This is a genomic window from Paenibacillus tabacirhizosphaerae (genome assembly GCF_040812395.1).
Lineage (GTDB): Bacteria > Bacillota > Bacilli > Paenibacillales > NBRC-103111 > Paenibacillus_E.
Genome location: NZ_JBFNXH010000006.1, coordinates 107517 through 122062 on the forward strand (window position 1 = coordinate 107517; position 14546 = coordinate 122062).

12 protein-coding genes are annotated in these 14546 nt (G+C 47.0%); 1 reads left to right on the forward strand and 11 read right to left on the reverse strand.

Annotation, left to right across the window (positions count from 1 at the left end):
• Nucleotides 1-52: 52 nt before the first annotated feature.
• The 10 genes from ABRS97_RS12985 to ABRS97_RS13030 form a co-directional block, all read right to left on the reverse strand.
• The gene (locus tag ABRS97_RS12985) at nucleotides 53-1999 is read right to left on the reverse strand and encodes an FAD-dependent oxidoreductase (protein WP_367814450.1); all 1947 of its coding nucleotides are present in this window, start codon (nucleotides 1997-1999) and stop codon (nucleotides 53-55) included.
• Nucleotides 2000-2188: 189 nt separating this feature from the next.
• Nucleotides 2189-2362, reverse strand: coding sequence for a hypothetical protein (locus tag ABRS97_RS12990; RefSeq protein ID WP_367814452.1), 174 nt, complete (start codon nucleotides 2360-2362; stop codon nucleotides 2189-2191).
• Nucleotides 2363-2427: 65 nt separating this feature from the next.
• A complete protein-coding gene (gene dtd / locus ABRS97_RS12995) occupies nucleotides 2428-2868 on the reverse strand; it encodes a D-aminoacyl-tRNA deacylase (RefSeq protein WP_367814454.1) in 441 nt (146 codons plus the stop codon).
• Between the two features lie 40 nt (nucleotides 2869-2908).
• Nucleotides 2909-5095, reverse strand: coding sequence for a RelA/SpoT family protein (locus ABRS97_RS13000; protein WP_367814455.1), 2187 nt, complete (start codon nucleotides 5093-5095; stop codon nucleotides 2909-2911).
• A 284-nt stretch (nucleotides 5096-5379) separates the two neighbouring features.
• Nucleotides 5380-5892: an adenine phosphoribosyltransferase gene (locus ABRS97_RS13005; RefSeq protein WP_367814456.1), complete on the reverse strand. Its 513-nt coding sequence runs from the start codon at nucleotides 5890-5892 to the stop codon at nucleotides 5380-5382.
• Complete coding sequence (gene recJ / locus ABRS97_RS13010) at nucleotides 5889-8342, reverse strand: single-stranded-DNA-specific exonuclease RecJ (RefSeq protein ID WP_367814458.1); 2454 nt, start codon at nucleotides 8340-8342, stop codon at nucleotides 5889-5891. Before recJ ends, ABRS97_RS13005 begins: the two co-directional genes overlap by 4 nt.
• A gap of 115 nt (nucleotides 8343-8457) precedes the next feature.
• Nucleotides 8458-9411, reverse strand: coding sequence for a cation diffusion facilitator family transporter (locus tag ABRS97_RS13015; RefSeq protein WP_367814460.1), 954 nt, complete (start codon nucleotides 9409-9411; stop codon nucleotides 8458-8460).
• A gap of 68 nt (nucleotides 9412-9479) precedes the next feature.
• Complete coding sequence (secF, locus tag ABRS97_RS13020; protein WP_367814461.1) at nucleotides 9480-10403, reverse strand: protein translocase subunit SecF; 924 nt, start codon at nucleotides 10401-10403, stop codon at nucleotides 9480-9482.
• A complete protein-coding gene (secD, locus tag ABRS97_RS13025) occupies nucleotides 10393-11625 on the reverse strand; it encodes a protein translocase subunit SecD (protein WP_367814881.1) in 1233 nt (410 codons plus the stop codon). Before secD ends, secF begins: the two co-directional genes overlap by 11 nt.
• Nucleotides 11626-11749: 124 nt before the next feature.
• Nucleotides 11750-12100, reverse strand: a complete 351-nt coding sequence (locus ABRS97_RS13030) for a post-transcriptional regulator (RefSeq protein WP_367814463.1) — start codon at nucleotides 12098-12100, stop codon at nucleotides 11750-11752.
• Between the two features lie 185 nt (nucleotides 12101-12285).
• Between ABRS97_RS13030 and spoVB the strand changes: the two genes are divergently transcribed.
• Nucleotides 12286-13854 (forward strand): stage V sporulation protein B, encoded by a 1569-nt coding sequence (gene spoVB / locus ABRS97_RS13035; protein ID WP_367814883.1) that lies wholly within the window; start codon nucleotides 12286-12288, stop codon nucleotides 13852-13854.
• 3 nt (nucleotides 13855-13857) lie between these two features.
• On the opposite strand, the gene ABRS97_RS13040 is transcribed toward spoVB, so the two are convergent.
• The gene (locus ABRS97_RS13040; protein WP_367814464.1) at nucleotides 13858-14538 is read right to left on the reverse strand and encodes a DUF421 domain-containing protein; all 681 of its coding nucleotides are present in this window, start codon (nucleotides 14536-14538) and stop codon (nucleotides 13858-13860) included.
• Nucleotides 14539-14546: the final 8 nt, after the last annotated feature.

The window sequence follows — 14546 nt, forward strand, 5'->3', positions numbered from 1 at the left end:
CTAAGAGCCTTACTACCCCCATTCATGCGGTAGTAAGGCTCTTATTAGTCCTCTAGTTTTTGCCAGTCAAGGCAACCTTCAGATCTTTGATTAACATATACGTATCGGCATTCGTTAACTTCTGTTTATTGGCGATCAAGCTCAAGGAGGCTTCCGTTAGTAATTTGCCGCGGATAAGCTCTACCTGAGCTTGAGATGCGTCTACTTTCATACCTATCGCTTGCGTGATCGTGTAGGTCGCTTGCTCCAGTGTCAAAGCGATTTTGTCCGAATTGTCCAGCTTGGCAATCGCAGCTGATGGATCCCCTTTAAACGCGTCTGGCTTCATTTTCTTAGCACCGTTCACCAGATTGACCATACGCTTCGGATTGGCTTGCTCATCCAGATGGAAGTCGTTATTGTAGGCTCCGGATGCTAATCCAAGCATCATCGCCGTCTTCAGGCCTTCATATTCCTTATGCTCCATAAAAGGCTGTGGTTTCAAAGTGATTGGTTGAATCTCCATCCCCTGCTTGTTCAACTGGGCTTGAAGCTTCGCAATCACTTCCTTGGATGCTGACAGTTGGCGGAAAGTCAGTTTCTCTTGCTGTGCCAGCTTCACAGCTGCACCTGCCGCCTCGCCTTCTGCCATTCCAGTCGGCATCACTCGCGCGCTGCCATGCGGAAGCGTATCGTAGCTAGCCGCTCTGCCGACTACCAGTAAGCCATCCATCTTCTGAGGCACGAGGCTGCGGAACGGGATAGCATACTGCTTCGGTTTACACACGACATTGCCTGAATCCGTCGGAGAAATTCGTTGGATATCCACGGCATAAGAACCAAAGCCTATGCGATCCCATTGATCGCTATTCGTGCAAACATCCACGATGTTCAAGCGGTACTCCCCTTGCATATGACGGGTTTCGCGAACATATAGCTCAGGTGCTGTGCCATCTAGTTCGAGATGCGCGAACTCAGGGAACGTTTTTTGCATATATGCGACAACATTAGGCAATTCCTTTTTACCTATGTCGAATGCTTCTTGTACCGATTTAGGATTAAATGTGTCAACGCCAAATATTTGCAATGAATTGATGAGAACGGTATTATCGTTTTGTCTTCCCATATTGAGCCCTCTCATCTTGGCTCTCTCTTTGTTTACAGCGGGGTAACTGCTCATTTCCTTGTACCCGAAAACGCTGACTTCGTTGACACCAGAATTAACATCATCATCATTATTTAATCGCTTCGCCATCTGATCCCAGACCTCGGGCGTCACATTCTTCAAACGAAAGGCAAGTGTTACGGCCATTTTAGAATTGGGATCGCCAATATCTTCGTGACCAATGGTGAACGGCACACCTGCCGCAGCGGCAAAATCGCCATCCTGCGTTGCATCAATAACAGAAGGTGCTTTAACGACCTGCGTGCTTCCGTTTTCAAGTGTAATCGTCGCACCCTGCACGGCCGCTTGTCCTTGTGCCAGAAGCGGCTCTATTTTTTTTGTTTTCATGAGGATGTCAATATTTTTCTCATTTTTGACAAGATCGTAGAAGGCATTTGCCGCCGTATTGACATCGAACGAATCGCCTTCAATTTTGGCATACCATTCTGAGAAAATGCCCTTATTGAACACATCGTCTTTACCAAATATATTTTTACCTGAGGAGTAGTTCATATCAATAGAGTTGATCCATCCCAATGTCATCAGTCCGCCCAGAATTTCACGGTCGCGACCATCTACAAGCAGCGTAGATAAGCCATTCCGGGATGCGGAAACAGCTGCCGCAACTCCTTCCGGATCTGTCCCTACCACAATAACATCGTATGTATCTTTAGCTTTCTTTACGGATTTCACTTCTTCAAGGCTTTGCTTTTTCGTGCTGTGACCGCTGTTAGCTGGATGCTTATATTGGTAATACAGTGAAGCCGCGGCGGCAAGTACCGCAAGTAATATTAGTGCCCACATCAACAAAAGCCACCCTTTGGATGCGGAATTGCCACGTTCGGAATTCATCATTAGATCAAAAACACCTGCCCCATTTATTCTGTTCCTGCAGCTTTGGCATCCAATGCCCCTTAAGCTCATCCAACAGTTCTATTACACCACTTGTTAGTCTATCATATTTTCATGTTGCTGAGAAATTATGCGCGTTCAACAAATAAAGCCTCTCCCCTGTACAAATAGCAGGGCAAGAGGCTTTACGGCTTAACGATATGATTTTTTGGGAATGCTCTTTAATCGCTCCTGCCCGGAGGTGAACTCAGCGCTCATCTCAACGTCCGATAACTGAGGCGCTTGGCTCATCCGTTCGGCTAACGTGCCTTGGAGCAGTTGTTGCTCGGGAGCCGTCATGGCTTTGTGCTTGATCGATTGACGCATCTGGGTGCTCCTAACTGACATGATTGTACATTTCTAGTATGACCAGTCAGCCGTCTATTCAACCCTTATTTGCTGTCAATGATTAGGGTAACAGGTCCCCAGTTCGTAAATTCCACATCCATCATTTCGCCGAAAGCACCTGTCTCTACTTGAAGCCCTTGCGCCCGCAGCAGCTCATTGAATTTCTCATAGAGCGGTTCGGCGAGTTCCGGCCTTGCCGCCGACATAAAGTTAGGACGTTTGCCTTTCCGGCAATCCCCGTATAAGGTGAACTGCGAAACAGACAAAATTTGTCCTCCAGTCTCGATAACGGAAAGATTCATTTTACCCGTTTCATCTTCAAAAATGCGCAATCCGGACACTTTGTCCGCCAAATACTTGGCATCTTGCTCTGTATCCTCGTGAGTGATGCCTACGAGCAGCATTAGCCCCTGTTCAATTTGGCCAACTGTTTCAGCGTTTACCTTGACTTGGGCTGCTTTACAACGTTGTACAACTACTCTCATCGCTTCCTAAAACTCCTTCAAAGCTCCTTCACATGCTTAGCTACGTTTGCATGATCCGCTGCACGGAATATACGTCCTTAACGCGTTTGATTTTCTCAACGACCGCCTGCAGGTGATCAATGTTCTTAATCAGGATCGTCATGTGAATCGTTGCCATCTTGTTTTTATCCGAGCGTCCGGAGACAGCAGAAATCATCGTTTTGCTCTCCGATACAGCTTGCAGCACTTCATTCAAGAAACCACGGCGATCATGTCCTGTGATCTCGATTTCCACATTGAAATTAGACTCTACCGCTTCCGCCCATTCCACTTCAATTACACGTTCCTCTTCGCCCATGCTGGTAGGGATGTTCGTACAATCCGAGCGATGAACGGAAACTCCGCGTCCCCGCGTGATATAGCCCATAATAAGGTCACCTGGAACCGGATTGCAGCAGCGCGCAAAACGTACAAGCAAATTGTCGACACCTTTGACGCGAACGCCATTGGTCGGACGGCTTTTCCGTTCTGTTTGCGCTTGCGACTTAACCTCTTTGACCTCACTGGTCAACTGCATGACTTGCGCTTCTTCCGCTTCTTTGCGCATTTTTTCCGTCAGCTTCGTGCATATTTGAGCAGCTGTGATCCCGCCAAATCCAACGGCAGACAGCATGTCTTCAATATCATTAAAATTAAACTTTTTCGCCGCTTCCAGCATTTTGTCGTCGCTCATAAGCGTCGGCGGATCGATCGCCAAACGTTTCAACTCGCGCTCGATCATTTCCTTGCCTTTTTCCACATTTTCTTCGCGTTTTTCTTTCTTAAACCATTGCTTGATCTTGCTCCGTGCATGTGAGGATTGAGCAATTTTAATCCAGTCCTGACTCGGCCCATACGAATGCTTCGAGGTTAGAATCTCGATAATATCACCGGTCTTCAGCTTATGATCAAGTGGTACGATACGAGAATTCACCTTCGCGCCAATGGTGCGATTACCAACTTCAGTATGAATGCGGTATGCAAAGTCAAGCGGCACAGAGCCAGCAGGCAGTTCAATTACTTCTCCTTTTGGCGTAAACACATAAACAAGGTCAGAGAAGAAATCCATCTTCATGGATTCCATAAACTCGGAAGCATCGTTTGTTTCGTGCTGAAGCTCCAGAATTTCGCGGAACCAGCCCATTTTATCCCCAAAAGTGCCCGATGGTCCGACCGAACCGCCCTCTTTGTACGCCCAGTGGGCAGCGATACCGAACTCCGAAGTTTTGTGCATCTCCCACGTGCGAATCTGCACTTCGAGCGGCTCGCCCTTCGGACCAATTACAGTCGTATGCAGGGATTGATACATATTAGGTTTTGGCATTGCAATGTAATCTTTGAAACGGCCCGGCATCGGCTTCCATAGCGTATGAATAATGCCAAGCGACGCGTAACAATCTTTGATGCCATCGACAATAACGCGCAGCGCCATGAGATCGTAAATCTCGTTAAACTGCTTGCCGCGTGAACTCATTTTTTTATAAATACTGTATAAATGCTTGGGACGCCCCGAAATGTCTCCTTGGATACCCATTTCTTCCAGTTTCTCTTTGATGCTCTGGATAACGTCTTCGATGTATTGTTCACGCTCGGTGCGTTTCTTCTGCATAAGGTTAACGATCCGGTAATATTGCTGCGGATTCAAATACCGGAGAGCGATATCCTCCATCTCCCACTTGATCGTGGAAATCCCGAGCCGGTGCGCGATGGGACAGAAAATTTCCAGCGTTTCCTCCGCAATGCGGCGCTGGCTCTCTTCTGACTGGTATTTTAAAGTACGCATATTATGCAGTCGATCGGCAAGTTTAATCAAAATAACACGAATATCCTGGGCCATCGCCACGAACATTTTACGATAATTCTCGTTCTGCTGCTCTTCCTTGGACTTAAATTTGATTCGTTCCAGCTTGGTTAGTCCATCTACCAGCATGGCGCAAGTTTTTCCGAATTTATCATGAACGGCTTCAAGTGAAACCGTCGTATCTTCAACGACATCATGAAGCAATGCTGCGATCACCGAGGTGACATCCATCTGCATGTTCACCAGAATATCTGCAACAGCTAAGGGATGCAAAATATAGGGTTCCCCCGATTTGCGCACTTGGCCATGATGGGCTTCATCGGCAAATTCATAGGCCTCCCGAATCCTTTGCAAGTCATTTTCTTTTAGATAGGTGGCGGCCTTCTCCAATAGCTGCTCTATACCCATGCATTTACCCATTCCCTTTAGTCGATTTTTATTCATTATGACGGCAAGGCAGGCTCCACGTCAACTGCTCGCGGGCTTACATTCGACAAAATAACAGCCATTCTCGCAAAGCTTTCACTTTTTCACAAAATGTTACCTGCAATTGTCTCTAAAAGGCTTAGAAATTTTACTAGTATCAACCAGTTATAGGTCAAATAATCGTTATCGCGTCAGGCTATTAAAGGCTATAAATGTAAAGCACCCCATCCATGCGCTAAGGCAAATCATGAGGTGCTCTCGTATGATTAATATTGGACTAACGAAACGACATCAATACCATTCAGCTTATCTCTGCCATCCAGGTATGAAAGCTCAATCAAGAATGCTGCGCCGACAATATCTCCGCCAAGCTGCTTGATTAAGTCAATCGATGTTTGTATGGTACCGCCTGTAGCCAGCAAGTCATCGGCAATCAGCACTTTTTGGCCCGGTTTAATCGCATCTTTATGCATGGCTAATTTATCTTTCCCGTATTCGAGGGCATAATCGGCCTCGATGGTTTCGCCAGGCAGCTTGCCGCTCTTGCGGATCGGCGCAAAACCTACTCCTAGGGCATAAGCCAAAGGAGCGCCAACAACGAAACCGCGAGCTTCAGGTCCGGCAATCACATCGATTTCCTTCTCTTTAATCATTTCTTTCAACTGATTGATCGCCTCTTGATATACAGCTCCGTTTTGGAGAAGTGTTGTAATATCCTTGAAGCGAATGCCTGGTTGCGGGAAGTCTGGGATAACGCGAATATAATCTTTGAAATTCATACGATTTCCTCCATTTTTTCGTTTTGAGATGTTAGTTGTTCAACAATCCACTGCTCCAGCTCTTTAGCTGACGAGTACATCACGATCGATTCAACTTCCTGACGATGCAGCCTGTCTTGATACAAACGAGATGTTGTTAGATCCCTTTTGGCCGGAGCTGCTTGCAACCTAACGACGGCCCCTTGCCGCTCGATGAACCCTAATTCTTCGAATACGGATAGGATGAATTGTATCATAGCTGGGGAAAGACCTGAACGCCGACTAAAGGCTTGCATGAATCTTTGATCTCCTTCATTCAGAGATCCTTCTTTCTGCAGAAGCCCATACAATAGCTTAAACATATCGCGCGACGGCATTGTACTGCCCGTATTCGTGCCTAACTCCGCAAACACTGCATAGCAGCGCATCATCCCTCGCGCCTGCCGGAGCAGACTTTGCAAGCTTTGGGCGCTGCCAGGGATCGAGTACAGCACAATGTCCTGCATGCTGGCAAAATCCAGCTCAGCAGCCTTCGCATTGCCTGCTGCAAGCTCACCTGTATCCTGAACGATCCAGTAAGGAAAAGAATCGCCGAGCTGGAACGATGCTGCAGCAAATGGCCTGTCATCCCGTTCATTAAACAAAACAAAGGCTGCACTCGAATTAGAACCCGTGTTGCCTACACCCGCCGATAAGGCTTGCTGCAAAGCGGTGAGCTTCCCTTCCAACTGAGGCGCACCCCGCCAATCAAACAGCTGCACATGGGTGATTCTCAAATCCTGCATCACAATTTGCGGCTTACGAACGCCGTTCCATTCATTAATGGACAGTTCACCAAGCACATCAAGCCGAGCTGCCGGCGCTATCAAACTCGTAAGGCTTCCTTTGCCGAAGCCTACAGCTTCAACGGAGCAGCTTACTTCGTTCTGCACTTGAGAAAGCGCAAGCTTCAGATGCTGCTTCTCTTTCCCCATCGTGCGGATTTCGCCCAGCGACATATCCGTGAATACAAATCTCGGCGCAGGGTTCCCCATGCCGAACGGCGCCAGCTTCTCCAATTGCTCGATGCCCGCAATCGGCACATCAGCCAGACTGACAACCGCGTCCGCTTTCAGCAGAGGAATGAAATCCTGTTCCGTCAGCGATTCAGCCGCAAGCTCATTCAGCTTGAGCGTGAAAGCATCCAAATGGCTGCGATCCAGGCTCATTCCTGCCGCCGCCTGATGACCGCCGTAGTGATCAAGCCAGTCCTTGCATGCGGTCAATGCTTTATACAGATCGAACCCCGCAATGGAACGGGCGGAGCCTTTCGCTATCCCCGTTTCCGGATTAATGCTGAGCACAAGCGTTGGGCGATAAAACTTTTCCACTATTTTAGAAGCGACGATGCCGACTACGCCGACATTCCACTCTTCTTTGGCGACAACAATGACTTTATCCAGGCCGCTAGCCCACTGTTGCTCAGCCATTTCCAATGCTTCCTTCGTCATCTCTTCCACGATGCGCTGACGCTCTTTATTCAACATATCCAACTCGAAAGCAATTTGTTCTGCTTCCAGTTCATCAGTTGTTGTAAGCAGCTTCACCGCTTCGTCGGCGCATTCCAGCCTTCCGCTTGCATTAATGCGAGGAGCCAGTGAAAATCCGATATGTGAGGCGGTCACTTCTTTACGCTCAATGCCGGATACGCCGATCAAAGATCGGAAACCCGCATAGGTAGAGGCTTGCATGCGTACTAAGCCTAGCTTCACGATAAGTCGATTCTCACCGGTAAGCGGCATCAGGTCGGCGACTGTGCCCAGCGCAGCGAACTCCAGCAGCTCCTCAGGCAAGCGCCCAAGAAGCGCATGGGCAAGCTTAAAAGCCACACCGACGCCCGCTAGATGCTTAAACGGGTATGAACATCCCGGTTTCTTGGGATTAATAACCGCGAGCGCATCAGGTAATATCTCCGGCGGTTCATGATGGTCTGTAACAATGACATCCATGCCCAGCTCTTGAATGTACTGAACTTCATCTACGGCGCTGATCCCCGTATCGACGGTGATGAGCAGCGAGACGCCCTGCTCTTTGGCCAGCGCAATTGCCGATCGATTCAAACCGTATCCTTCACGGATCCGATGCGGTATATACGTATCGAAGCGTGCGCCTAAGCTTCGCAGCAAATGTGCCATCAACGACGTACTGCTTACGCCGTCGGCATCATAATCCCCATAGACGCGAATGTGCTCATCGCGCTCTATGGCTTTCTGGATGCGCTCAACAGCAGGACGCATCCCATCCAGCAGGAACGGGTCAAGAAAGTGATCCGCTCCGCCATGCATAAACTGTTCAGCTTCCTGAACGGTGTGTAAACCTCGGAGAACGAGCATTTTGGCGACGAGCGGATCGATATGTAAGTCGCGGACAAATGTTTCTATGAGTGATTCGTCCGCATTTCCTATGCTCCATCTGGCCTTGGGGGCTAGCACCTGGTGTGTCCTCCTTAAAGTTTTGCTATGCAAAACTATCTTCGTAAGCGTTAACTTAGAGCTTTCCGTTAGGAAAGCTTTCTTCGCAAGCTAAAATACTAATGTTCATACAGACTTAATGAAATATAGTCGGATATTCACTCAGTTCGGTATCCGTATTGTTTTTATAGGGATAACCGGCATCATATGGATTCACATGAACAAAAACATCCGTCACATGATGGAAGCGTTTCATCAACTGCTGTTTGACGATTTTTGCGATATCATGCCCCTCGAGCACCGAAATTCTCGGGTTCACGCTAATTTTAATATCAACGATGACATAATGGCCATGTTCTCTTGCTCGCAAATCATCTACAGCGATTACACCCTTAATCGTCTGGACCGTTGTTATGAGATCTGCAGCGTCTTCCTGATGCAGCACATGATCCATCGCCCGATGAATGGCATCCATTACGAGCGAATACCCCATCCTGAGAACGAGTGCAGAAACGAATAACCCGGCAATCGGATCAAGATAGTAAAGCATCTTGAAATCCAAATATTGCCCCACTAAAGCTCCGAACACGCCAACAAGCGCCGCAATTGAAGAGTATACATCGGAACGGTGCTCCCATGCATTGGTAATTAATGCCTGTGACTTCAATCGTTTCCCCAGCCGGAATTTATACTGAAACATCGCTTCTTTAACAACAAGCGAAATGCCAATTGCAATAAGCGCATACGCTTTAGGAGCCGCCTCAATGCCCTGCCACATCGACTTGATAGCTGAGATGCCGATCTCCAGCCCAACAACAAGCAAGAGAACGGAAACGACGATGGAAGCAATAGACTCCGCTTTCCCATGACCATAAGGATGATCTTCATCCGGCGGCTTTTTCGCGGCTCGAAGTCCAATTAGAACTATGAAAGAGCCGACTACGTCAGATGCTGAATGCGCGCTATCTGCCAGTAGCGCTTTGCTTTGCGCCATGTAACCGACGATACCCTTGAGAAGCGCAAGTGCCAGATTGCCGACAATTCCTGCCCAGGCGGCGAATTCAGCCTTTTGAAACCTCTCTTCATTCACGTACTGCCACTCCCCCTGAACCGATACAAAGGCCGCGTTAACTTTCACGCGGCCGGTTATTATGGTTATTACGCTGCAGTTTTCTTTTTAGAACTTAAAGATTTCCGTTTTAATAAATACCAGAGTGAACAAGCAATAAAGATTGAAGAGTACGCGCCGCTTGTCAATCCGATCAGTTTGGCGAGCGCAAACAGTTTGATTGACTCGCTTCCGAAAATGTAGAGACAGCCTGCAGCAATCAAAACGACGAGTACAGTATTGATGTTCCGCGCCATTGTCTGCCAGATACTGTTATTCACAAGATCGACAAGGTCTTCATCCGTCTTCAACTTGGCAAATCTTAAGTTTTCACGAATTCGGTCAAAAATAACGATTTTATCATTAATGGAATAACCGATTGTGGTTAAGACAGCCGCAAGGAACGGTAAGTTCACTTCAAGACGGAAAATCGCGAACATGGCGATAACAAGAAATGCATCGTGCAGAATCGCGATAATCGCGGCCAAAGCAAAGCGCCATTCAAAACGAATACTGACGTATACGCAGATTAGAACGCTCGCAATCGCGACGGCGTAGACAGCTTTCAGCAGCAGCTCTCGGGCTAATTGAGGATCCACCGTATTTACTTCTTTGGAAACTTCAACCCCATATGCGGTGGCAAAGGCGCCTTGAATCTTAGTCACTACATCGTCTGCCAAAACATCATCAAAACGGATGGATACACGATCACTGTTATTGCCTCCGATTGTTGGATCGGCGAATCGCGATTTCACATCTCCGCTAGTAGTCAACTGTTTCAAAATCTCATCGACCTTGGCTTTGTCCAACTGTTTGCCAACAACGAGATCAATATTGGTTCCCGCTTTAAAGTCGACCCCGAAGTTCATGCCCGCAAATAGCAGAACAGCTAGGCCTGCAATGACGATTACCAAAGAAATTGCAAAAAATTTGTTGCGGTTCTTTACAAAATCGAACTGTTTCTTAGAGCTCACGGATGTCTGCCTCCTTCACACCAAAATAACTCGGCTTTTTCAGCAAGTTGCCTCGGATGATCAGATGCAGCAGCCATCTCGACAAAATGACATTCGTTAGAATACTAATGATAATACTCATCATTGTAATAACTGCAAAGCCGCGGATGGCACCATTCCCGACGTAATACAAAACGATACCCGAAATCAAATTCGTTACGTTCGCATCCATAATCGTACGGAAGGAATGTTTAGAGCCTGCTTTCAAGGCGGACATAATACTTTTCCCTGAACGGATTTCCTCGCGGATTCGCTCGTAAGTAATGATATTCGCATCAACCGCCATACCTGCCCCTAAGACAAGGGCGGCAATCCCCGGCAATGTTAATGTCGCATTCATAAAGTCAAATACGGCCAGAAGAATCCAAACGTATGTAATCAAAGTAAAAGCAGCTACAAGACCTGGAGCACGATAATAGATCACCATAAATAGGAAAATCAGAATCGAAGCAATCAGTCCTGCTCTTGCTGTTTCGTGCAACGATGCCGTACCTAGCGTAGCGTCGACACGTTGAATGTACTTTTCAGTCAACTTTAACGGCATAGCGCCTAAATTAATCAGTTTCGCAACTTTAGTCGCTTCTGTCACGCTGGATTGATTGATAATCGCGGCATCGCTGTCGATTGGATACGGAACAGATGCTGTCGATTGCAGTTCTTCGTCCAAATAAATTGAGAGCGTACTTCCTGTAAGCTTCGTTGTAACTTCTTTAAACTTCTCTCTGCTTTTCAACTTAATTTCAACAATCGGTTGTTTCGTATTGGGATCATAGCTTAACTTCGCTGCGTTCTCAACGAAATCCGTACCATTCATATAAACCGTTCCATCAGGTCCCCGAAAAGTCAGCACGGCTGGTTTGGACATCAAACCCCTAACCTCATCTTCGTTCTTTACACCTGCTAAACGCACACGAATGCGATCGCTTCCCTCCGTACTTACCTCAGGTTCTGCAACTCCAAGGCTATCCGCACGTTTGGCAAGACTTTCTGCCGCTTGCGTAAGCGTTTCCTTCGTCAGCGGCTGACCAGCCGTTAAAGGCTCAGCTGTGTACAAAATTTCGAAGCCGCCTTTCAAATCCAAGCCAAGCTTAATTCGTTCTACAAGTTTAGGACTTGTTGCACCGATACACCCGAGCACAACAATAATCGTTAAAAAAAAGAACGAGATTCTTTTCCAATCCAGCATCTCTTGCTTGTCTCCCTTCCATACTCAATATTCCTATTATACTCAGGTGCGAAAAGTGAGTCAATTTAAGTAAGTTTATGTAACTTGCTTAATTTTCATCAAAAGAAAAATAAGCCCGTTATTAGAATTGGGCCCCTTTATATGCACTAAGCGTCATCCAGTTCATAAACTGTGTTGATTTTAGGGACAAGATGTCGTTAACTACTTGATGCAGCGGAGGCACACCGGTTTTGCGGTATTTTTCGCTGACACAATCCCATATTTCTTTGCCGCTGACATGCTCATAGCCCAGCATAATAAATTCTTCAACCTTGCTTAAACATAAGCTCTCGATAATCTCGTTCAGTTCAAGATCAGAGAGTGCATCCGCATCCGAATATTCTCCCTCTCCTTCGCGGATCAGGTCTTCGGCCTTTTCAATTTCCTTGTCCTCCGGCATTGTGTGTATGTGATCGTTGTCTTCCTCATTCATAGGGAGAACCTCCTAAGAGTTTTCCGTCAGGAAAACTTGCTTCGTAAGCAATAATGGATACACTATTCGATGCCCATCCACCATTTTCCTGCACGCAGCTATAACATGTCCGTAAAATGTTAGCATGAGCTTGGCCAATACTCGCATATCCATAGATTATATACGTATGGGAAGAGGGAATGGCATTGACCAAGCAATCGTTTATTCGCGGGACGATGATCCTGTTAGCCGCTGGTATTTTGAACCGAATTCTCGGCTTCATTCCCCGCATTACACTGCCGCGTGTTATTGGAGCAGAGGGTATTGGCATTTATCATATGGGCTGGCCCTTCCTCTCTGTCATCCTAACCATCATCACAGGCGGTATTCCTATCGCCATTGCCAAATTAATCGCTGAGGCGGAAGCAGAACGCAACGAGACGCGGATTCGCAGCATACTAAGAATTGCACTGTTTATAACGATTGGCTTAAGTTTGATTTTCACCATTATTTGCGTTGCCGGCGCTTCCTGGATCACAAGCCATTTGCTAACTGATGCACGGGTCTACTACACCTTCCTCTGCATGAGCCCGATGATTCCAATTATTGGCATTTCCGCAGTCTATCGCGGTTATTTTCAAGGCCGGCAGAACATGATACCTACGGCTTCTTCGCAAATCGTGGAAACACTAATTCGCATTGTAATGGTGTTGGTATGTTCATATGTGATGATTCCATATGGGATCGAATACGCAGCCGCAGGTGCGATGGTCGGCGTACTGGCGGGAGAAATAGGTGGGCTGCTCGTGCTTGCCATCCATTTTAAACACAGTAAGAACCGGACTATAGCCGCGTCAGCCAAAGTTCAAATCGGTACGGATCATATGGGCGGCAGGCTCTCCAATCTCCGGCGCATTATGCGCATATCCGTTCCCGTAACAGGCAGTAAGCTGATCGGCGCCGGTTCTTATCTCCTAGAATCCATTCTTATTGCTCAAAGCCTTGCCATAGCCGGCATTTCCACCTCAGTCGCCACAGCGCAGTATGGGGCTTTGCAAGGAATGATCTTCCCGATTCTTCTGCTGCCTGGCGCGTTAACGATGTCCTTATCCGTGTCGCTCGTACCTTCTCTCAGCGAAGCTGCCGCACGGAAAGATATGAAGACTATTCATATGCGCCTTCATCAGTCCTTACGGCTTGCTCTGATAACGGGGGCCCCTTTTGCAGTTCTGATGTTCGTACTAGCCGAGCCCATCTGCGCTTTTATGTACAACCAGCCTGATGTAGGGATTATGCTGAAAATGATGGCCCCCGTGGCAATATTCATTTATTTCCAAGCTCCTTTGCAATCAACGCTTCAAGCCTTGAACAAACCAGGAGCTGCCCTTATCAATACTTTAGTTGGTTCTGTTATTAAGCTCGTTCTTATCTACCTGCTTGCCAGTAAACCAGAAATGGGGATTCACGGCGCGGTATTCGCTATTAATGTGAACATCGTATTAGTAACTCTCCTGCACTGGAACAGCGTTGTCAGACTGCTGAAATTTCGCATGCAAGGCAGCGATTTCGCCAAAATCGTAGCCGCAATGGCACTTTCAGGCATGTGCTGCTACGCCGTCATGTACACGCCTTGGCATGCTGCCGACTGGGTTCGCTTTACTGCATCTTGTCTCATCGGCGTTATCATGTATATGATTTTTATCATGCTGTTCCGTCTTATTAATCAGAATGATGTGATTCGTTTATTAAAAATGGGGAAGAAAGTGATTCAATAACAGCTATCGTTTTCTATCCACAAATAATCGGCCCCTGTGATCGATGGAGCAATAGAAAATTTCTTTGAAATCATGGGCTCCTTTCGCTTGAAGCTGATTTTTCAGCCAAAACCTGGTTTTTCCTAGCTTTTCGAGATTTTCATCTTGCACTTTACCGTCCATAATGAGAGGCAGTGGCAGACCTTCATAGCGAATCGTTCCTTTCAGTCCGTCCGCTACCTTGACTGCCTCTTTCTCTTCTTTTTCCACAACACTCAACTTCCCCGACGGCTCTAATATGGCAAATTCCACGTCAGCAATACTCATAATCTTATTCTGTCTAAGCTGCAGCATTAAATCATCCAAATTATAGCGATGCTTCTTCATTTCTTCTCGATTGATCGAACCATTCTCAATGAGAACGCTCGGTTTCCCATCGAATAGCACACGGACGGTCCTGCTTTTCAATGTGATAAAAGCAATGGCAACTTGAATCAGCACCAGCGTCAGCATGGGAACAAGTCCATCCATGAGCGGTTTCCTTGCATCTTCGAGAACGAACACCGCAATTTCTGCAATCATAATGGAAATGACAAGATCGAACAGGGATAACTTTCCGATTTCCCGCTTCCCCATAATTCGAAGCATCAGAAATACGACAAAATAGATGAGCACTGTGCGCAAAAAAATAGTCAGAATGTCCATTGAGCGAG